17 protein-coding genes and 1 pseudogene are annotated in these 17,685 nt (G+C 61.0%); 11 read left to right on the forward strand and 7 right to left on the reverse strand.

Annotated elements, in window-relative coordinates; all coding sequences use genetic code 11:
- Positions 1 to 2: 2 nt before the first annotated feature.
- Complete coding sequence (locus ACIP0B_RS09710; protein ID WP_400831500.1) at positions 3 to 1,160, forward strand: SGNH/GDSL hydrolase family protein; 1,158 nt, start codon at positions 3 to 5, stop codon at positions 1,158 to 1,160.
- Positions 1,161 to 1,164: 4 nt separating this feature from the next.
- Here ACIP0B_RS09710 and ACIP0B_RS09715 read toward each other — a convergent pair whose 3' ends face one another.
- Both ACIP0B_RS09715 and galU read right to left on the reverse strand, forming a co-directional pair.
- Positions 1,165 to 1,581, reverse strand: a complete 417-nt coding sequence (locus ACIP0B_RS09715) for a mannose-1-phosphate guanylyltransferase (RefSeq protein WP_085640702.1) — start codon at positions 1,579 to 1,581, stop codon at positions 1,165 to 1,167.
- Between the two features lie 51 nt (positions 1,582 to 1,632).
- The gene (gene galU, locus ACIP0B_RS09720) at positions 1,633 to 2,466 is read right to left on the reverse strand and encodes a UTP--glucose-1-phosphate uridylyltransferase GalU (protein ID WP_085584483.1); all 834 of its coding nucleotides are present in this window, start codon (positions 2,464 to 2,466) and stop codon (positions 1,633 to 1,635) included.
- A gap of 388 nt (positions 2,467 to 2,854) precedes the next feature.
- On the opposite strand from galU, the gene galE reads away from it, so the two are divergent.
- From galE to ACIP0B_RS09750, 6 genes are all read left to right on the forward strand, one after another.
- A complete protein-coding gene (gene galE / locus ACIP0B_RS09725) occupies positions 2,855 to 3,871 on the forward strand; it encodes a UDP-glucose 4-epimerase GalE (RefSeq protein ID WP_400831501.1) in 1,017 nt (338 codons plus the stop codon).
- A 229-nt stretch (positions 3,872 to 4,100) separates the two neighbouring features.
- Positions 4,101 to 4,337 (forward strand): hypothetical protein, encoded by a 237-nt coding sequence (locus ACIP0B_RS09730; RefSeq protein ID WP_085584478.1) that lies wholly within the window; start codon positions 4,101 to 4,103, stop codon positions 4,335 to 4,337.
- A gap of 144 nt (positions 4,338 to 4,481) precedes the next feature.
- Positions 4,482 to 5,543 carry a polysaccharide biosynthesis/export family protein gene (locus ACIP0B_RS09735; protein ID WP_400831502.1) on the forward strand — a complete coding sequence of 354 codons (1,062 nt, stop codon included), beginning with the start codon at positions 4,482 to 4,484 and terminating at the stop codon, positions 5,541 to 5,543.
- A 14-nt stretch (positions 5,544 to 5,557) separates the two neighbouring features.
- Positions 5,558 to 6,223 carry a YjbF family lipoprotein gene (locus ACIP0B_RS09740; protein ID WP_400831504.1) on the forward strand — a complete coding sequence of 222 codons (666 nt, stop codon included), beginning with the start codon at positions 5,558 to 5,560 and terminating at the stop codon, positions 6,221 to 6,223.
- A complete protein-coding gene (locus tag ACIP0B_RS09745; RefSeq protein WP_400831505.1) occupies positions 6,220 to 6,984 on the forward strand; it encodes a capsule biosynthesis GfcC family protein in 765 nt (254 codons plus the stop codon). The genes ACIP0B_RS09740 and ACIP0B_RS09745 overlap by 4 nt, the downstream gene beginning before the upstream one ends.
- Positions 6,981 to 9,059, forward strand: a complete 2,079-nt coding sequence (locus ACIP0B_RS09750) for a YjbH domain-containing protein (protein ID WP_400831507.1) — start codon at positions 6,981 to 6,983, stop codon at positions 9,057 to 9,059. Before ACIP0B_RS09745 ends, ACIP0B_RS09750 begins: the two co-directional genes overlap by 4 nt.
- A 416-nt stretch (positions 9,060 to 9,475) precedes the next feature.
- On the opposite strand, the gene ACIP0B_RS09755 is transcribed toward ACIP0B_RS09750, so the two are convergent.
- From ACIP0B_RS09755 to ACIP0B_RS09765, 3 genes are all read right to left on the reverse strand, one after another.
- Entirely contained in the window at positions 9,476 to 10,870 is a 1,395-nt protein-coding gene (locus ACIP0B_RS09755) for an undecaprenyl-phosphate glucose phosphotransferase (RefSeq protein ID WP_085584467.1), read from the reverse strand.
- A 384-nt stretch (positions 10,871 to 11,254) separates the two neighbouring features.
- The gene (locus ACIP0B_RS09760; RefSeq protein ID WP_400831509.1) at positions 11,255 to 11,914 is read right to left on the reverse strand and encodes a transcriptional regulator; all 660 of its coding nucleotides are present in this window, start codon (positions 11,912 to 11,914) and stop codon (positions 11,255 to 11,257) included.
- Positions 11,915 to 12,217: 303 nt separating this feature from the next.
- On the reverse strand, positions 12,218 to 12,961 hold the full coding sequence (locus ACIP0B_RS09765; RefSeq protein ID WP_400831510.1) for a winged helix-turn-helix domain-containing protein: 744 nt from the start codon (positions 12,959 to 12,961) through the stop codon (positions 12,218 to 12,220).
- 536 nt (positions 12,962 to 13,497) lie between these two features.
- Between ACIP0B_RS09765 and ACIP0B_RS09770 the strand changes: the two genes are divergently transcribed.
- Complete coding sequence (locus tag ACIP0B_RS09770) at positions 13,498 to 14,328, forward strand: undecaprenyl-diphosphate phosphatase (protein WP_400831512.1); 831 nt, start codon at positions 13,498 to 13,500, stop codon at positions 14,326 to 14,328.
- Positions 14,329 to 14,372: 44 nt separating this feature from the next.
- Here ACIP0B_RS09770 and dusA read toward each other — a convergent pair whose 3' ends face one another.
- The gene (gene dusA, locus ACIP0B_RS09775; RefSeq protein WP_400831513.1) at positions 14,373 to 15,392 is read right to left on the reverse strand and encodes a tRNA dihydrouridine(20/20a) synthase DusA; all 1,020 of its coding nucleotides are present in this window, start codon (positions 15,390 to 15,392) and stop codon (positions 14,373 to 14,375) included.
- A gap of 102 nt (positions 15,393 to 15,494) precedes the next feature.
- Between dusA and ACIP0B_RS09780 the strand changes: the two are divergent.
- Together ACIP0B_RS09780 and ACIP0B_RS09785 are read left to right on the forward strand one after the other, a co-directional pair.
- Positions 15,495 to 16,264: pseudogene (locus ACIP0B_RS09780) on the forward strand (tyrosine-type recombinase/integrase).
- Between the two features lie 83 nt (positions 16,265 to 16,347).
- Complete coding sequence (locus ACIP0B_RS09785; protein WP_400831514.1) at positions 16,348 to 16,629, forward strand: DUF3892 domain-containing protein; 282 nt, start codon at positions 16,348 to 16,350, stop codon at positions 16,627 to 16,629.
- Positions 16,630 to 16,678: 49 nt separating this feature from the next.
- On the opposite strand, the gene ACIP0B_RS09790 is transcribed toward ACIP0B_RS09785, so the two are convergent.
- Entirely contained in the window at positions 16,679 to 16,948 is a 270-nt protein-coding gene (locus ACIP0B_RS09790; RefSeq protein WP_400831516.1) for a pyocin activator PrtN family protein, read from the reverse strand.
- A gap of 335 nt (positions 16,949 to 17,283) precedes the next feature.
- On the opposite strand from ACIP0B_RS09790, the gene ACIP0B_RS09795 reads away from it, so the two are divergent.
- Positions 17,284 to 17,463 carry a hypothetical protein gene (locus ACIP0B_RS09795; protein WP_400831517.1) on the forward strand — a complete coding sequence of 60 codons (180 nt, stop codon included), beginning with the start codon at positions 17,284 to 17,286 and terminating at the stop codon, positions 17,461 to 17,463.
- Positions 17,464 to 17,685 lie beyond the last annotated feature (222 nt).

A 17,685-nucleotide genomic window follows, 5' to 3' on the forward strand; every position in this document is an offset into this window, starting at 1 on the left:
CCATGTTCGCGGCCGATGATGTCGCCCCGGTCGCGGCCTCGGTGGTTCAGGCCGGCGATGCCCGCGAGCGTTTCGGCCAGTGGCGCGAGGGGAAGGCGGGGCCGGTGCTGTCCATCTCGGTGATCGGCGACAGCTACAGCGCCGGGCAGGATTTCTACCTCAACCGCTTGGTGCAGCGTCTGGCCGCCGAGGCCGGGTTCGCAGGCCCCGGCTACATCGGCTTCAACCACGGCGCGGCCCTCGGCGGCACGCATTTCAAGTACACCCGCAGCAGCGAAAAACACTTCGGCGGCTGGCAGGTGTCCGGCCTCGGCCAGGCCAGCCCCGACAGCCGCACCGTCACCGGACGCCCGGGCGCATGGCTGGAGATCGATGCCCATCCCTCGGCGGCCATCGATACGACGGTCACCGAGGCGAAACTGCTTTACCTCGGCAACGGAGAGCCCAGCGACGTGCGCTACCGCTGGGCACCTTCACTGGCCTGGCGCCCGCTGAGGCTCGACGGCGAAGGTGTCCGGGAAACGCCGTTGGCGGATCCGCCGGCGGCGCCGGACTGGGCGTTGCGGCTGGAGGTGGCGAGCGGCTCGCCGACGCTGTTCGGTGTGTGGATGAGCAATGGCCGGGGCGGCGTGCGGGTGTCGAAACTGGCGGCGTCCGGCGCGGCCTCGGCGGACTTCTACCACGCCGATGCCGGCTGGCAGGCGCAATGGAAAGCGGCGGTGGCGAAGATCCCGGCGGACATCTACCTGATCATGCTCGGCGGCAACGATCAGGGCTTCGGGGTCAAGCCCGAGCAATACCTGAAGAACCTCCAAGGCCTGGTGGGGATGCTGCGCGAGATCCAGCCGGCGGCGAGCATCAACCTGATCCTGCGCCAGGACACATCACGTTCTAGCGCCTACCCGATGTCGGCCTACGCGCAGGTGCTGGAGCCTTGGGCCCGTGAGGCCCGCCTGGGCTACGCCAACATGCAGTGCGCGTTCGGCGCCGACGTCAGGCGCTATGCCGCCGGCGGGCCGATGCCGATGATCGGGCCGGACAGGATTCATCCGGATCCGGCCACGGGAGGGAAGGTGATCGCCGGGTTTTTCCATCGCCTGATGGTCGGCGGCCGTGAGGCGGTGTCGCCGCAGGACAGCTGCGGCGACACCCGGCGCTAGGCGTTCAGCCAGGGGCGCGCTCGAAGGCGTCCAGATGGCCGAGCAGTTCGGCGGTCCTGCGCGGCATCCCGTGCGTGTCGCAACGGGTTTCCACCGTGACGATGACCGCCGGCTCGTTGCAGCACAGGCGCACCCGGAACCGCCAGTCGCTGAAGATCACCTTCAGGCCGTCGCGGTCGTCGATCTCCAGCGCCTGTTCGGCATACAGCCGCTTCAGGTGGGCGAGCAGGGGATAGGGATCGGCCAGCGGCCGGCGGATGTCGCCGGACGAGGGAAACATGCCGATGCGTTCCACCAGCAGGATCGTGCCGAGCCAAGACTCGTTGGCGCTGGGCAGCGGCTGATGGCGGGACAGCCAACTCATCACGCCGAGGTTGTCCACCGACCGTTCAAGGTCCGCCGCGTGTTGTGCAATGTTCATAGGGGTTTGCCTGAATGAGGGATGGACGTTACGGGTGCGCCGGCGCGGGGCTCAGCGGCCCTTCAGGTAGACGTTCTCGTAGCAGAAGTTGGTCGCCTGGAGATAACCCTCGGCGTCGCCGCAGTCGAAGCGCAGGCCCTTGAACTTGTAGGCCAGCACGCAGCCGTTCTGCGCCTGCTTCATCAGCGCGTCGGTGATCTGGATTTCCCCGCCCTTGCCCGGCTGGGTGTCGGCGATCAGGTCGAAAATGTCGGGGGTCAGGATGTAGCGGCCGATGATCGCAAGGTTGGACGGGGCGTCCTGCGGGGCGGGTTTCTCCACCATGTTGTCGACCCGGTAGAGGCCGTCGCTGATCGGCTCGCCGGCGATCACGCCGTACTTGTGGGTCTGGTCGCGGGGCACTTCCTGGATGGCCACGATGGAGCAGCGGAAGCGCTTGTACAGCTGGATCATCTGCGCCAGCACGCCGTCGCCTTCCAGGTTCAGGCACAAGTCGTCGGCCAGCACCACGGCGAAAGGCTCGTCGCCGATCAGCGGACGGCCGCTGAGGATCGCGTGGCCCAGGCCCTTCATCTCCACCTGGCGGGTGTAGGAGAAGGTGCAGGTGTCGATCAGCTCGCGGGTGCCGGCCAGGAACTTCTCCTTGTCGGTGCCGCGGATCTGGTGTTCGAGCTCGTAGCTGATGTCGAAATGGTCTTCCAGCGCGCGCTTGCCCCGTCCGGTGACGATCGCCATGTGTTGCAGGCCGGCGTCACGGGCTTCTTCGACGGCGTATTCGATCAACGGTTTGTTGACGATCGGCAGCATTTCCTTGGGCATGGCTTTGGTGGCCGGCAAGAAACGCGTGCCATAGCCGGCCGCGGGGAACAAGCATTTACGAATCATAGAAATATCCTGGGCATTCATGGCGCACAGCCAATCGGCGTGCAATAACGAAAGGTTGCAAGTTTCAATGTTGATTGAACGCTTACTTTAATACCTGAGTCAGGTAATTGATGGCAAATGGCAATGTGTGCGGAAGTCGATAATGTTATTAGATGTCGACTTTATTGTTGTTGGTTATTTTTAGTCGGTATCTGCCGATAGTGGCAAGAGTGCGGTGATGTTAATAAGTAGCAGGCAATACAGTTTGGGTTGGAAAAATATTTTTCGCCAGTCGTTGAACTTGTTTTGTTTAAGGTTGTTGTCGGCCTAGTTTGTGTGAATTGCGACACATATTCAACAGGCCAGGCTTGACGCGCTACTGGGAAGTTTCCCGACTAAGGACCGCGCTATGAAGATTCTGGTAACCGGTGGCGCCGGCTATATCGGCTCGCACACCACACTTGCGCTGCTTGAGGCAGGCTATGAAGTTGTTGTCCTGGACAATCTCTGCAACAGCAGCGATGCGGCCTTGCAGGCGGTGGAGGCCATCTGCGGAAGACGTGCGCAGATGATCCGCGGGGACGTGTGCGACAGGCCTCTGCTGGATCGGATCTTCCGGGAACACGCGATTGATGCGGTGCTGCACTTCGCCGGGCTCAAGGCCGTGGGCGAGAGCGTGCGCAAGCCGCTGGAATACTACGAGAACAACGTCGGCGGCAGTGTGACGCTGTGCCAGGCGATGGCGGCGGCCGGGGTGTTCCGCCTGGTGTTCAGCTCGTCGGCCACGGTGTACGGCGCGCCGGAGCGGATGCCGATCCGCGAGGACTTCCCCACCGGTCAGCCCACCAGCCCCTACGGCCAGTCCAAGCTGATCGTGGAGAACGTGCTGCGCGACCTGTGCCAGGCCGAGCCGCGCTGGAGCATCGCCCTGCTGCGCTACTTCAACCCGATCGGCGCGCACCACAGCGGCCGGATGGGCGAAGACCCCAACGGCATCCCCAACAACCTGGTGCCGTACATCAGCCAGGTGGCGGTCGGCAGCCTGCAGGAACTGTCGATCTTCGGCAACGACTACCCCACGGCCGACGGCACGGGCGTGCGCGACTACATCCACGTCGTCGACCTGGCGGACGGGCACCTGAAGGCCCTGGAGACCATCACCGGCCGAACCGGCATCCACACCTGGAACCTGGGCACCGGCGACGGCTACAGCGTGATGCAGGTGCTTCAGGCGTTCGAGCAGGCCTGCGGGCAGCCGGTGCCGTACAAGGTGATGCCGCGCCGTTCCGGGGACGTGGCCGAGAGCTGGGCCGACCCCTCCAAGGCCGCCGCGGAGCTGGGCTGGAAAGCCACGCGCAGCCTGCAGGACATGGTGACCGACACCTGGCGCTGGCAATCGAGCCACCCGCAGGGTTACCGCGGATGATGTCAATTTGGACCGATGTTAGTTTCGGTCAGACTGTTAGATAACGTCGGGAAATTACGCTGGAATTGCCCGGTTCAAGTCCGTAGATATAAACGTGCCGTTCGACATTTATAAGTCAGGATTGATTGTGAATGAACGACGGCTCATGTTCGCGCAGTTTGCGACGTGATCCCTAACATCCAGCGGACGGCCTGATGTTATTAAAGTCGAATGCCGGAAAGGAGTGGGTATGAAAAAAGTGATGGCGATCGCCTTGTTGTCGTTGTTCGGCAACTTGGCCATTGCAGCCGAAGCGCCGCTCACGGCGGTGACCAATGTGTCGGGCAACGTGGCGGCTTCTCAAGCGCCCGCCGCCAGTACCGCAATGGTTGCCAGTGCCGTAGCGGCATCCAACAGCGGTGGAAGTGCGAACGGCGGTACAACCGGTACCACAGGTACAACGGGTACTACCGGCACGCACAACTAACGGTAACAACTGTTGGTGCAGTACAAGGTCGCCCGACGCAAGTCGGGTGACTTTGTTTTTGGATTCGCCCTTGAATAGCGTAGTGCCATTATGACTCGTAGTGTTTATCTTTTAATGTTGGCAAGTCTCGCTCTGCAAGGTTGCATGTTTTCCCCCGGCCAGCACCTGAACACCTTCGGCATCACACGCCAGGGCGCCAGCGAAAGCAGCCGGGTCGAACTGATCCCGATCACCCCCAAGCTGATCTCCATGAACCGGGCGACCCAGAAGCGCGAAACGCTGCCGCCCGAGTTGCTGGAGGCGCCGGCCGAGTACCGCATCGGCCGCAACGACGTGCTCTACATCACCGTCTGGGACCACCCCGAATTGACGGCCCCGTCCGGCGCGCAGCAACAGATCGACGCCAACGGCCGACTGGTGCGCTCCGACGGCACGCTCTATTACCCGTTCATCAAGGAAGTGCAGGCGGCCGGCCGCACCATCCAGCAACTGCGCTCGGACATCGAGCAGCGGCTGTCGGCCTTCATCGCCGAGCCCCAGGTGGATGTCGCCGTGCTGCGTTTCGCCAGCCAGAAGGTCGTGGTGTCCGGCGCCGTCGCCAAGGCCGGCCCGCAGGCCATTTCCACCAACCCGCTGAGCGTGGTCGAAGCGCTGGGCTCGGCCGGCATCGACACCAACAACGCGGACCTGTCCGGCCTGCTGCTGACGCGCAACGGGCGGGCGTACCCGCTGAACCTCGACACCCTCAACCAGCAGGACTCCGAGCTGCAGAACGTCTACCTCCGGGGCGGCGACCAGCTGTACCTGCCGTACAACGACAACAAGCGCATCTACGTCATGGGCGAGGTCAACCAGCCCCGTGCGCTGAGCTTCAAGACCGCCACCATGAACCTCTCCGACGTGCTCGGCTCGGTCGGCGGGCTGAGCCAGACCACCGCCAACGGCAACGCCGTGTATGTCATCCGCGGGGTCGAGAACCTCGATGTCGAGCCGGCGAAGATCTATCAGCTCGAAGCCGAATCGCCCACCGCCATGGTGCTGGCCACGCACTTCGAGGTGCGTCCCCAGGACGTCGTCTATGTCGGGCCTGCCAACGTGACTCGCTGGAACCGCCTCATCAGTCAATTGGTGCCGTCGGCGTCGATTGTCGGTACGGGCGCTTCCGCTGCGAAGAACTGGAGCGAATTCAGTAACAACAGCAAATAAGGCCGGGCCCGACAGTGAAAACGTTGAAGACAGGCATCGGCCTGAGCGCGGTCCTGTGGCTGTGCGGCTGCAACCCGTTGATGGTCGCCTCCCTGACCAACCTCAAGTCGGCGGCCGTCGGCCCGGATGAGCTGGAGGTGACGGCGGCCCAGGTGGCCGAGGTGCGCTATCCGCAACTCAAGCTGACCACGCCTTCCGGCTCCGGTGTGCTGGCGCTGGTGCGCGAGCGCGGGGACCTGCAGTTCTGGGTCGCCTCCGGCAAGCAGGTGCTGCTGATGCGCGACGGCCTGGCGGTGCGCAGCATCGGCCTGGGCCTGGAAGGGGATCTGGACGGCACGCGGCTGTCCGACGCCGCGCCCTTTAAACAAGGCCTTCAGCACGTCGCCGACGGCTACACCAGCCAACGCTGGATCGACCTCTACAAGGGCCAGGAGGTCGGGTTGCAGGTCAACAGCCGCTTCACGCGCAAATCCATGGAAACCCTCGACATCCTCGACAAGGAATACGCCGTGCTGCGCATCGACGAGCGGATCGACGTCCCGGCCATCGGCCTGCGGGCGACCAACCGCTACTGGGTCGATCCGAAGGACGGTTTCATCGTGCAGAGCGAGCAGCAACTGACCTCTCAACTGCGGGTGAAGATCGTGCACCTGACCCCTGACCGCAGGCATGTGCCATGAAGCGGCTGAGGATGTGGTCGGCGGGCCTGCTGCTGGTGGCCGGGGCAGGGCAGGCGGCGGTGGTCGTGTCCGGCGATGTGGCCAATCCGGGCCCGGTGGAGTTGCCGGCGGGCGGGCGTTTGACCGACGTGATCAGCGTCGCGGTGCCCAACGCCGAAGGCTACTGGCTGGCGGGGGTGCTGCTGCGCCAGTCCTTGCTGGAGCAGCAGACCCGGCTCAAGGCCGGGGTGCTGTTCGACCTGGACGTGCTGCGGCGCGTGGCCGTGCTGTTCGACCGTCCGAGCCGCGAAACCCTCGCGGTGCGCACGGCCGAGGAGGTGCGGCAGATGCCGGTCACCGGGCGTCAGGTCGCGAACCTGGATCCGGTGGCGCTGGAGGTCGGCTTCGCCCGCAACATTCGCCTGGACGACGGCGACCGGCTGATCTACCCGGCGCGCGTCGATGAGGTCGAGGTGCTGGGCGCCGTCGCCGAGCCGTGCCGCTTGCCCTATCAGCCGTTGCAGGAGGCCCGCGACTACCTGCAAGGCTGCGCGCTGCTCGAGGACGACGCAGACGCCGATTACCTGTGGCTGATCCAGCCGGACGGCGCGGTCCGGCGGATCGGCATCGCGCACTGGAACCGCGAGAGCGGGCACTTGCCGGTCGCGGGCAGCCGGATCCTGGTGCCGTTGAAGAACGACGACCTGGATCCGCCCATTCCTGAACTGAATCAGCAGTTGGCCGAGTTCATTGCCACGCAGTTGGCTGAGGTGGTTCGTTGAAGTTACGTTTTGCAGCCGTGTTGCTATTGCCGTGCGGGTTGGCCCATGCCGAGCCGCGCATCACCCAGAACGATTTCGGCGGTGCGGGCCTGTTGCAGACCCCGACCGCGCGGATGTCGCCCGCCGGCGAGTTGAGCGTGAACGCCAACCGCACCAGCCCCTACAGCCGCTACAGCGTTTCATTGCAGCCGCTGGACTGGCTGGAAGGTTCGTTCCGCTACACCGCCATCACTAACCGGCCCTACGGCCCGTCGTCGATGAGCGGTGACCAGAGTTACAAGGACAAGGCGGTCGACGTGAAGGCCCGCCTGTGGGAGGAGACCCACTGGGCGCCCGAAGTGGCCCTGGGCTTCCGGGACATCGGCGGTACGGGCCTGTTCGCCAGTGAATTCGTGGTGGCCAACAAGCGTTTCGACAACCTGGATTTCAGCGCCGGCCTCGCCTGGGGCTACATCGGCAACCGCGGCGACATCGACAACCCGTTCAGCGTGCTCGGCGACCGGTTCAAGACCCGGCCGGCCATGGAAGGCACCGGCGACGTCAACGCCGGCTCGTACTTTCGCGGCAGCCCTTCGTTCTTCGGCGGCGTCAGCTACCAGACGCCCTGGGACCGGCTGAGCCTGAAGCTCGAATACGAAGGCAACGACTACAAGCACGAACCCAAGGACAACGTGATCAAGCAGGACTCGCCGATCAACCTCGGCGCGGTGTTCAAGGTCACGGACTCGGTCGATGTCAGCGCCGCGTGGGAGCGGGGCAACACGGCGATGTTCGGCATCACCTTCCACACCAACTTCGTCAGCCGCAAGGCGCCGGCCAAGACTTTCGACCCGCCGGCCGAGCCGCTGCCGGCCAAGGCGCCGGTCAAGCCGATGGATGAGGTCGACTGGGCCGACGTGTCGCAGCGCCTGCAACAGAACGCCGGCTACAAGGTCGAGCGCATCAGCCAGCGCGGTTCCGAACTGCTGGTGTACGGCGAGCAGCAGCGCTACTTCCATTCGGCCAAGGCGGTCGGGCGGGCGAGCCGGATCCTGGACAACAGCGTCAATGACGACATCGACTGGTTCACCGTGGTCAACAAGCGCTACGACCTGGCGCTGGAAGAGACCAGCGTGCCCCGGCAGACCTTCCGCGAAGTGATCAACAACGAAGAGCCGCTGCAGTCGCTGCACCGCACCACCGAGGTCAACCCGGCGATGCCGCACAACGAGAAGACCCTCTACACCCAGCCGCTGCAGCGGTTCAGCTACGGCATGGGCCTGGGATTCAAGCAGAACGTCGGCGGCCCGGACGGCTTGCTCTACCAGTTCAGCGCGGACGCGGACGCGGAGTTCCGCTTCACCCGCAACACCTGGTGGAGCGGCATGCTCAGCGAAAACCTGGTGAACAACTTCGACAAGTTCACCTACGACGCGCCCAGCGGCCTGCCGCGGGTGCGCACGGACCTGCGCCAGTACCTGACCACCTCCGACACCACCATGCCGCTGTTCCAGCTCAGCCACGCCGAGCAGTTGGACAAGGATCTGTACGGCATGGTCTACGGCGGCTACCTGGAATCGATGTTCGCCGGGGTCGGGGCCGAGGTGCTGTTCCGGCCGACCGGCGAGCGCTGGTCGGTCGGCGCGGACCTGAACTACGTGCGTCAGCGCGAATTCGACCAGGGCTTCGACCTGCGCGACTACTCGGTGCTGACCGGCCACATCACCGGCTACACCGACTTGCCCTACGAAACCCTCGCCGCCATCAGCGTCGGCCGCTACCTGGCCGGCGACTGGGGCGTGACCTTCGACATCTCGCGGGAATTCTCCAACGGCGTGCGCTTCGGCGGCTGGGCGACGATGACCACCGCCAGCGGGGCGGAGTACGGCGAGGGTAGCTTCGACAAGGGCATCTACCTGTCCATCCCGTTCGACGAGATGATGAGCATGTCGACGATGCGCCGCGCCAACCTCGTCTGGGCGCCCCTGACCCGCGACGGCGGCGCGCGGCTCAACCGCAGCTTCCAGCTGCACTCGATGACCGACAGCCGCGACGACGACATGTTCTACCGCAACTTCGAGAAGATCACCGAGTGACCTGAAACCTTGTGGGAGCGGGCTTGCCCGCGATGGAGCCACCACAGGCGACATCTTGGTTGGCTGACCGGCCGCTATCGCTGGCAAGTCGAATCGTCGCGCCGCAGTTCCCACAGGTATCCCAGATGTTCATAAGGCTCATGTGCACCATCAAAAACTGTGGGAGCTGGCTTGCCAGCGATGAGGCCGGCACAGCCGACATCTCTATTGCCTGACCCGCAGCCATCGCCAGCAGGCTGGCTCCCACAGTTATTGCGGTGCACATGAATCCTGCGGACACCCAAGATTCCTTGTGGGAGCCAGCCTGCTGGCGATGGCTGCGGATCAGGCACCGCAGCTCAAAGCAGCCTCCACACAAAAACACCACCCACAAAAAAGGGGACTTTCGTCCCCTTGCGCTGCCTGTTGCCTTGCCCTCAATAGATATCCTTCGACAACAACGTGAACGGCGTCTTCACCAGGATCTTCACATCCAGCCACAACGACCAGTTGTTGATGTACTGAAGATCGATCTCCACGCGCTTCTGCATCTTGTCGAGGGTGTCGGTCTCGCCCCGGCAGCCGCTGATCTGCGCAAGGCCGGTGATGCCCGGTTTGATTCGGTGACGCGCCATGTACGCGAGAATCTTGCCCGAGTAGTAGTTGTTGTGCGCCACCGCATGCGGACGCGGGCCCACCAGCGCCATGTGCCCTTGCAGCACGTTGAAGAGCTGCGGCAGCTCATCCAGCGAGGTGCGGCGGATGAAGCGGCCGACCGCCGTGATGCGCGAATCGTTGCGGCTGGCCTGCTTGACCTCGCGGTCGTCGTGCACGCGCATCGAACGGAATTTCCACACCTGGATCACCTTGCCGTTCCAGCCGTGGCGGTCCTGCTTGAAGAACACCGGGCCCGGCGAGCTGAGCTTCACGGCCAGCGCGATCAGCAGCAGCACCGGGCTCAGCAGGAGGATGGCCACTAGCGCCACGGCCTTCTCCACCAGGCTTTTGCTCAGCGCGGCGGTCGGTCGGCTGGTCAGCGGGCTTTCGTTCAGGTAGATCGCCGGCAGGCCGTCCACGACTTTCACCGAGTGGTTGAGCAGCGTCAGGCTGTTCAGGTCCGGCACCCACACCACGTCGACGTTGGCGTCCAGCAGATCGACATACATGGCTTCGATCTTCGCCGCTTCGCTCAGGGGCAGGGTGATGTAGAGGCGACGGATGCCGTGGCGGCGGATCAGCTCCAGCAGCTCCTCCTGGGCGCCGACGACGCGCGGTGCGCCCGCCTCCAGTGCGGGAACGGTGCCGTTGCTGACCAGCCCGACCAGCGGCAGGTTTTCGCTCTGGTTCAGCTTCTTCGCCAGGCCCAGGGCCAGTTCGCCGGTGCCGACGATCAGGGTCTTGTGCTCGCTTTTGCGGGTGCGCTGGTAGTACTTGGAAAACGCGTGCAGCGGCGCGTACAGCAGCGCCTGGCCGAGGAAGCCGTACACGGCCCAGTCGAGGATCACCGGCGGCGAAAACAGCTCATCAGCCTTGCAGACGAACGCGATGAACGCCAGGGCGCCCATGGTCATGGACCAGCCCGCCAGCAGGCGACCGAGCCCGGTCAGGTAATTGTCCCGCTTTCGGTATGCGCCGCTGAACGTATAGGCCGGAACCGAGGCCAGCACCGCCAGCATGGTGCACATCCGATAATAGAACTCCACCTTGCCGGTGTGCTGCTCGGCCAATATGAACAGCAGTGAAACAATAAAGCACTGCGCCAATGCCCATTGGCCCCAGAAGGTAAGTCCCTTGAGGCCGGTGTTTCTGTTGATACGAAGAGTAAGATCCATACGATATCCCCAAAAGACGTCCATTCAGGTTTCGACAGTTGAAAACCGAGTTGTTAATAGACTTGTTGTTTTTGTTGGAGCCAGTGTCCTGAGGTAACAGCGTCGATATGCCGAACTGTCGTCATTGAATAGACTAAGTTATTGCCGGGGATGGTGTCTGACGAGTTCTAACAAGATGGCATAGTGCCAACTATTGAATAAAGAGAAGTCTGCAACGTTAGAAAAGGTCAAAGGCGGAGGGGTGAATAAATGATGTTGTGTTTGATACTGTAGGGGCGTGGGAGGCGGGATCGGTTAAAACAGGGAGGAGGTCAAACAGGAGTGCTTTTTTATTTTTGTTTTTGCACTGTTTCTGTTTGTTTTATACGTGGGCGGTCGGTGTGTTTACGCGACGACTTCCTGAATCAGACAATAGCCGCGATTCCTGACGGCGCGGAACAGTCGCTCACCGTTGCTGGCGCTCTTGAACTTGTCTTGCAGTCGGCTCAGGCACATCTCCAGCCCGCGGTAGTGCTCAGGCTCCCGGCCGATGCTGAGGATCAGCTCGTCGCGGCTGACGACGCGCTCCTCATGGTGCAGCATCTTCCTGACCAGGGCCGTCTCCAGGCCGGTGAGGCTGATTTCCACACCTTGCTTGCCCAGCACGCCCTGATCGTCATCCAGGTGCCAGGCTTCGGCGGCGGCCGGCTCGGCCTCGACCGAACGGGGCATGCCGCCGGTTTCCCCTGTCGTGGCCGGAACGCTCTGGAACGGATTGGCCGACTGGGCGGCCAGCCACTCGGATTCGAGGGTGGCCAGTATCTTTTGCGTGTCATGTTCGATGCTGCGCGCGACATTCTTCCTTGTGACGCTCGGGTAGGTGAACTCCATCAGCATGGGGGCGGAAGAGGGCGAAGCAACACCTTCGATGAACATTTGTGCCTGGGACGTGCCGAACGAATTGAAACGCTCACTGGACAGGATCGATTCAAGTTCACGTTGCGACGAAGTGCTGTGAGTCACGACAACAAAATATTTTCGGTGGAGGGTGGTACTGGTTTCCATGTCTCTCTCCTAAAACTGCGTGCCAAAGTTTGGCTAAAAGATATTCGGCAGGCGAGTAATCACCACCTCGGCAATAACCATAAGGCAGGGTCTGGGCTCGAAAGTGGCCCTCGAATAGACTTCACTCGATCTGCTGCTTGAAACAGGGCTTTATTGTTATGGTTCGGTGTTGCCACCGCGCTCATGCAATCGACAACTTATTATTGAATTTGAAACATGAATTAAACGGCGGGATCCAGGATCTTTATATGGTTGCATCAGACGCTCCTTCGTATGCATGCAAAAAAACGGCATATCCTTGGTTCAGGCGGTTGAGATCAACCCCCTCATCAGACGGTATCCGTATCCACGGATACTCTGAATGGCGTTTGTACCATACATGTCTTTGATTTTTCCACGTAGACGGCTGATCGACTTCTCCAGCGCCCGGGGATCATAGAAATTCGTGTTGAGCCCCATGATGTTGGCGATTTCATCATGGCTGAGTATGTGATTGCCGGTGTGCGCAAAGGCTTCCAGGATCTTCATTTCCGCGAAGGAGATGTCCAGTTTCCTGTGGGCGTCGGACAGGCAGATGCGCGTGGGATCCAGCACGAGGTCGATGTCCCGTTGCCATTCTTCGCTGTTGAAGAACTCGGCGAGCAGTTCACCGCCTTCGTCGGCGAGCGTATTGAGCTTGATACAGAAGTCGGCGCCCGCCAGATAGTATTTGATCTTGTTGAAGGCGCCCCGGCCGGTGATGACGGCGCAAATGATCGGCTTCAGATGGTCGGTGCGCAGCGATTCCACCAGCGTCAGGCTTTCTTCGAGCGCCTGGGGGCTGTCGATGACGATGAAGATGGCGCGATACGAACCGGAATGTTCATTCTGTTTAAGTGAACGACTGTACGAGTTGGCCTCGATCGTCATATCGGCCCGCACATGCCTGGCGACCAGCGCACTGAAATGTTCAGCCACGCCGCAGGTACGACCCAGTGTGAGGACACCTGGTTCGTCGTTTGTCCGGCGCTGGCTTCTAGTGGTCGCCAAGTTCCCTGTAAGCATCATGCATTGACTCGAAAAAGTGCTGACATCGGGATGTTAAAGCACAGTTTCTCATCTGTGACTGACAATTGGTAACATTTGCGCGGATTTTAGACGTGGCTCCCGAGTTTTCTAACAATAACTAAGCTTTTCAAGCTTTTAGTTGATTTTCTCGGAGGGGTGAACTAGTGGAAGAGGGGGCGTTAGATGATGGCGATGTGGAATTGTGCCATCATTTTGTATCTGTGGCGATTTGTTTTTTATGCCCTTTTGCCACTATCTGCCTGCGCATCGGTCATTCTTTACGTGAATGGATAATGTGAGGCGGGTCACATTTTATTGGGCTTGGGCTGATTTTGCCACTGGGGCCCTAAATTTATTTTGATGAATTCGTATCCGGACGATTAATAACATGGCTTGAGTGCGTCTTTTGATAAGGCCTATTCTCCGTCGCCGAGTGGAACAGTCGGGTATGGATACACGAACTGTTTAACATCATAGACGCAATTTCTGAATGCAATGGACGAAGTGCTCTTCAAGAGCGGTCTGACGGAGGATTAATGGATTTCTGGACCTTATTCCAGGTGTTGATATTAGGTGCGGTAGAAGGTCTGACCGAGTTCTTGCCCATTTCCAGCACAGGCCACCAGATCATTGTCGCGGATCTGCTGGAGTTCGGCGGCGAACGCGCCATGGCGTTCAACATCATCATTCAACTGGGCGCGATCCTGGCCGTGGTCTGGGCGTTCCGGCCCAAGATCTTCGAAGTCGTCAAAGGCCTGCCGACCCAGCGCAATGCCCAGCGTTTCACCGCGAACCTGCTGATCGCCTTTCTGCCGGCGGTGGTGCTGGGCGTGCTGTTCGCTGACCAAATCCATCATTACTTGTTTAACCCGATCACCGTCGCCGTCGCCTTGGTTGTGGGCGGGGTGGTGATGCTGTGGGCGGAACGGCGGGAACACGTGGTGAGCGTCGATCATGTCGACGACATGCGTTGGTCTGACGCGCTGAAGGTCGGTTTCGTACAGTGCCTGGCGATGATTCCGGGCACTTCCCGCTCCGGCTCGACCATCATCGGCGGTCTGCTGTTCGGCCTGTCGCGCAAGGCCGCCACCGAGTTCTCCTTCTTTCTGGCGATGCCCACCATGGTCGGTGCGGCGGTGTACTCGGGCTACAAGTACCGCGAACTGTTCCAAGCCGGCGACCTGCCGGTGTTCGGCCTGGGCTTCGTGATCGCCTTCATCTTCGCGATGATCGCCGTGCGCGGCCTGCTGAAGTTCATTGCGAACCACAGCTACGCGGCATTCGCCTGGTATCGGATCGCCTTCGGTCTGCTGATCCTGGCGACCTGGCTGTTCGGCTGGGTGAACTGGACCGCTGCGGCGGCCTGACGCCTGTTCGGCCAGGCGGAGCGATCCGCCTGGCCAAACAGTTTTCAACGTCCTTCGAGCAGCCCGGCGGCCTGATCCAGCAGCGCCAGCGGATCCTTGGCCTTGTGGATGTCCACCGACAGCAACTGACGAAACTTGCGCGCCCCCGGAAACCCGGTGCCCAGCCCCAGCACATGGCGGGTGATGTGGTGCATCGCGCCGCCGGCCAGCAGATGCTCGGCGATGTAAGGCCGCAGCTGCGCCAGTGCCTCGGCCCGGCTGATCACCGGCGCCTGGCTGCCGAACAGTTGTTGGTCCACTTCGGCCAGCAGGTAAGGGTTGTGGTACGCCTCGCGGCCCAGCATCACGCCGTCGAAGGTCTGCAGATGCTCGTGGCAGGCCTCCATCGTCTTGATCCCGCCGTTGAGGATGATCTCCAGCTCCGGAAAATCCGCCTTCAACCGCGCCGCCACGTCATAGCGCAGCGGGGGAATGTCACGGTTCTCCTTCGGCGACAGCCCCTCCAGGATCGCAATCCGCGCATGCACCGTGAAACTGGTGCAGCCGGCGTCGCGCACCGTGCCGACGAACTCGCACAGCTCTTCATAACTGTCCCGCCCGTTGATCCCGATCCGGTGCTTCACCGTCACCGGAATCGACACCGCATCGCGCATCGCCTTCACGCAATCGGCCACCAACTGCGGATGCCCCATCAGGCACGCGCCGATCATGTTGTTCTGCACCCGGTCGCTCGGGCAACCGACGTTCAGGTTCACCTCGTCATACCCATGCGCCTGCGCCATGCGCGCACACGCCGCCAGATCCAGCGGCACACTGCCGCCCAACTGCAACGCCAGCGGATGCTCCGCCTCGTTGTGCCGCAGGAAACGCTCGTGATCGCCGTTGAGCAACGCACCGGTGGTGACCATTTCGGTGTAGAGCAGGGCGTTCTTCGACAGCAGGCGTAGGAAGAACCGGCAGTGGCGGTCGGTCCAGTCCATCATCGGTGCAACGCTGAACCGGCGGGATGGCTCCGTACGGGCTTGGCTAGTGTTTTCGGGCGCTTTAGGGTTTTCGGATTTCATTGATACTGATCTTTTATACAGCGGTTTTTACCCATTTTCCCTTGTTTTCGAAGGCTGGTTGCTACAATGCAGCAATCGAATCGGGCAATGCAGCAACCGGAAATGGGCACGATCACATCACGCAAGCGCAAGGACAACTCTACGGCCTACACGGCGCAGATACGGATCAATCGGGACGGGCGCACAGTCTATCAGGAAAGCCAAACCTTCGACCGCAAGTAGGTAGCCCAGGCCTGGATCAAACAGCGTGAGTCGGAGCTGGCCCTGCCCGGCGCCATCGAGCGTGCCAACCGCAAGGGCGTGACGGTCAGGAATATGATCGAGCAGCACCTGTTTGAGTACGAGCAGATCCGGCCGCAGGGGAAAACCAAGAACTCGACGCTAAGCGCGATCAAGGAAGCTTGGCTGGGCGATCTCGACGACTCGGCGCTGACCAGTCGGCAGAAAGAGATTATTCGGATCCGCCGGGGTGATCTTGATGAGTCGCGGCAGGTTGTCCTGTTGCGTGACATGAAGAACCCCGGGCAGAAGATCGGCTACGAAGTCTGGTGCCATCTACCGAATGAAGCCTGGGCGATCCTCCACAGGATGCCCAGGATCAAAAGGGAGATCCTTCCCTCCAATGCCAGTTCAGTGTCAGCCGCATTCTCGCAAGCGTACCCGGGTTCGACATTGAGGATTTGCATTTCCATGACCTTCGGCATGAAGAGGTGAGTCGTTTGTTCGAGATGGACGGGGACATCCCGAGGGCTTCGAGCGTTTCTGGGCATCGTGACTGGACCTCTCTTAGGAGGTACGCCCGTCTACGAGGTCGAGGAGACAAATGTCAGAATGCGACCTTTCTCGATAAGGTGTACAAGAAAACGCTTTGATTTTCGACTTTGATATGACGCTTCAAAACGCATCTGTTTGTCTTCATATTGGTGTCGCAGGGATTTTTTGAAAGGATCAAGATATGTCGTTTCTGATTTGGAAAACTCGAATCGAGTCTGCTACTGGAAACATTGTTGCAGTCAGGGCTTGTGCCGACGGAGCTGAGCCATGGTTTTGGGTAGAGGCAGGTTTCATTGTGCAGATGATCAAGCAGGGCATAACCTTCAACACGTACAGGGAGGTAGGTAAAGACGACTGGAGAAAGGGTGCTCGTGTTGAGGTTTATAACGATAAATTCTTGAGGACTGTCGCCAACAGCACGGAGAAAGACAACCTCGAAAGTTTGCCCACAGAGAAAGTCTAAAGCGGTACCCTGGCGTAGACCTGTACGCCAGGATCATCCCATAACTGTTTTATGCTGCTCTGCCCATCAGTTGATTGTGTTCCCTCGTCGCTTTTTCACGCTGTCGATCAATGTAATTCGCTAGATCCTTGAAATGGACGCCTAAAGCAGTTTTTTGGGTGTTCGCACCCAAGCGCACCAGCGGAATATCAATCTCCCCGTCGAGCTGCTTTCGCTTGAGTTTTTCTAACGTCAAATGCATGTAATCGGCGCACACTCGATCAAGTGGGATGACTGCTTGACCATCATGCCGAGCCATAAGTAAGAACAAGGAGTTCATGCCGCCTCCGTCATGTTGTGTGGCCCCCATCTGCTATCACAGAGTCCGTATGCGCTTGAGCATTCGCTCTCATCTGTTGCGATCAATAGTCGTGCTGGATGCCGCCGCGAGCGGACTTTGACCATGCCGTGGGCTTTCGCGATCTGAGCGACGACATGGATGCCCTGGTGCTGGATGGGCTGGGTGAAATGGGAACGGCCGGCGGCCGTGAGATCGCCGGATTCCTTTCCGGGCCAGGACGGCAGCCGTGCATGGGGAGGATCAGCACCGGGCTCCGTGAGCCGCGTTTCGAGAAGCGCGTCTGCTATGCGGGCGGGGTCGAGGAGGGATAGCGGGTGGGCATCGACCTGCAGCCGCAGGACGGTGGCGGCCAGTATGACCTGGTGAAGCTCGTACCTGACGGCAACGGATCGGTGTCAGCCGCCACCGGCGGGGTGGTTCATGGCCCCGCAAGAGCCGAACGGCGCATGTTCAACGAATTATCGGCATCACCGATGATGGCGACCGGGGGCTGAGCGCCCTCGCGGACTCTCAGGCATACGTCAGAGAAGTCTCAACATCGAAGTGAAAAGGAGCGGTCGATCCGGATGCGTCAACATCCGGATCGACTGCCGTACCCGCGGATGATCCCTGGAAGTCCAGCCAAGGCGGGTACGAGGGGGGAGGGAGATGCACTTTTACTGTGATTTTTTGGAATGCGATCGACTTAAGTGTGATAATGACCGACCCATGCGACT

The organism is Pseudomonas sp. NPDC089534, assembly GCF_044749305.1.
GTDB lineage: Bacteria > Pseudomonadota > Gammaproteobacteria > Pseudomonadales > Pseudomonadaceae > Aquipseudomonas > Aquipseudomonas ekonensis.

Coding starts and splice junctions, on each gene's coding strand:
- ACIP0B_RS09755 (WP_085584467.1), bottom strand. CDS start 10,870: ATGGATCTTACTCTTCGTATCAACAGAAACACCGGCCTCAAGGGACTT.
- dusA (WP_400831513.1), bottom strand. CDS start 15,392: ATGAAATCCGAAAACCCTAAAGCGCCCGAAAACACTAGCCAAGCCCGT.
- ACIP0B_RS09765 (WP_400831510.1), bottom strand. CDS start 12,961: ATGATGCTTACAGGGAACTTGGCGACCACTAGAAGCCAGCGCCGGACA.
- ACIP0B_RS09770 (WP_400831512.1), top strand. CDS start 13,498: ATGGATTTCTGGACCTTATTCCAGGTGTTGATATTAGGTGCGGTAGAA.
- ACIP0B_RS09785 (WP_400831514.1), top strand. CDS start 16,348: ATGTCGTTTCTGATTTGGAAAACTCGAATCGAGTCTGCTACTGGAAAC.
- ACIP0B_RS09710 (WP_400831500.1), top strand. CDS start 3: ATGTTCGCGGCCGATGATGTCGCCCCGGTCGCGGCCTCGGTGGTTCAG.
- galE (WP_400831501.1), top strand. CDS start 2,855: ATGAAGATTCTGGTAACCGGTGGCGCCGGCTATATCGGCTCGCACACC.
- ACIP0B_RS09760 (WP_400831509.1), bottom strand. CDS start 11,914: ATGGAAACCAGTACCACCCTCCACCGAAAATATTTTGTTGTCGTGACT.
- ACIP0B_RS09730 (WP_085584478.1), top strand. CDS start 4,101: ATGAAAAAAGTGATGGCGATCGCCTTGTTGTCGTTGTTCGGCAACTTG.
- ACIP0B_RS09745 (WP_400831505.1), top strand. CDS start 6,220: ATGAAGCGGCTGAGGATGTGGTCGGCGGGCCTGCTGCTGGTGGCCGGG.
- ACIP0B_RS09790 (WP_400831516.1), bottom strand. CDS start 16,948: ATGAACTCCTTGTTCTTACTTATGGCTCGGCATGATGGTCAAGCAGTC.
- ACIP0B_RS09735 (WP_400831502.1), top strand. CDS start 4,482: ATGTTTTCCCCCGGCCAGCACCTGAACACCTTCGGCATCACACGCCAG.
- ACIP0B_RS09715 (WP_085640702.1), bottom strand. CDS start 1,581: ATGAACATTGCACAACACGCGGCGGACCTTGAACGGTCGGTGGACAAC.
- galU (WP_085584483.1), bottom strand. CDS start 2,466: ATGATTCGTAAATGCTTGTTCCCCGCGGCCGGCTATGGCACGCGTTTC.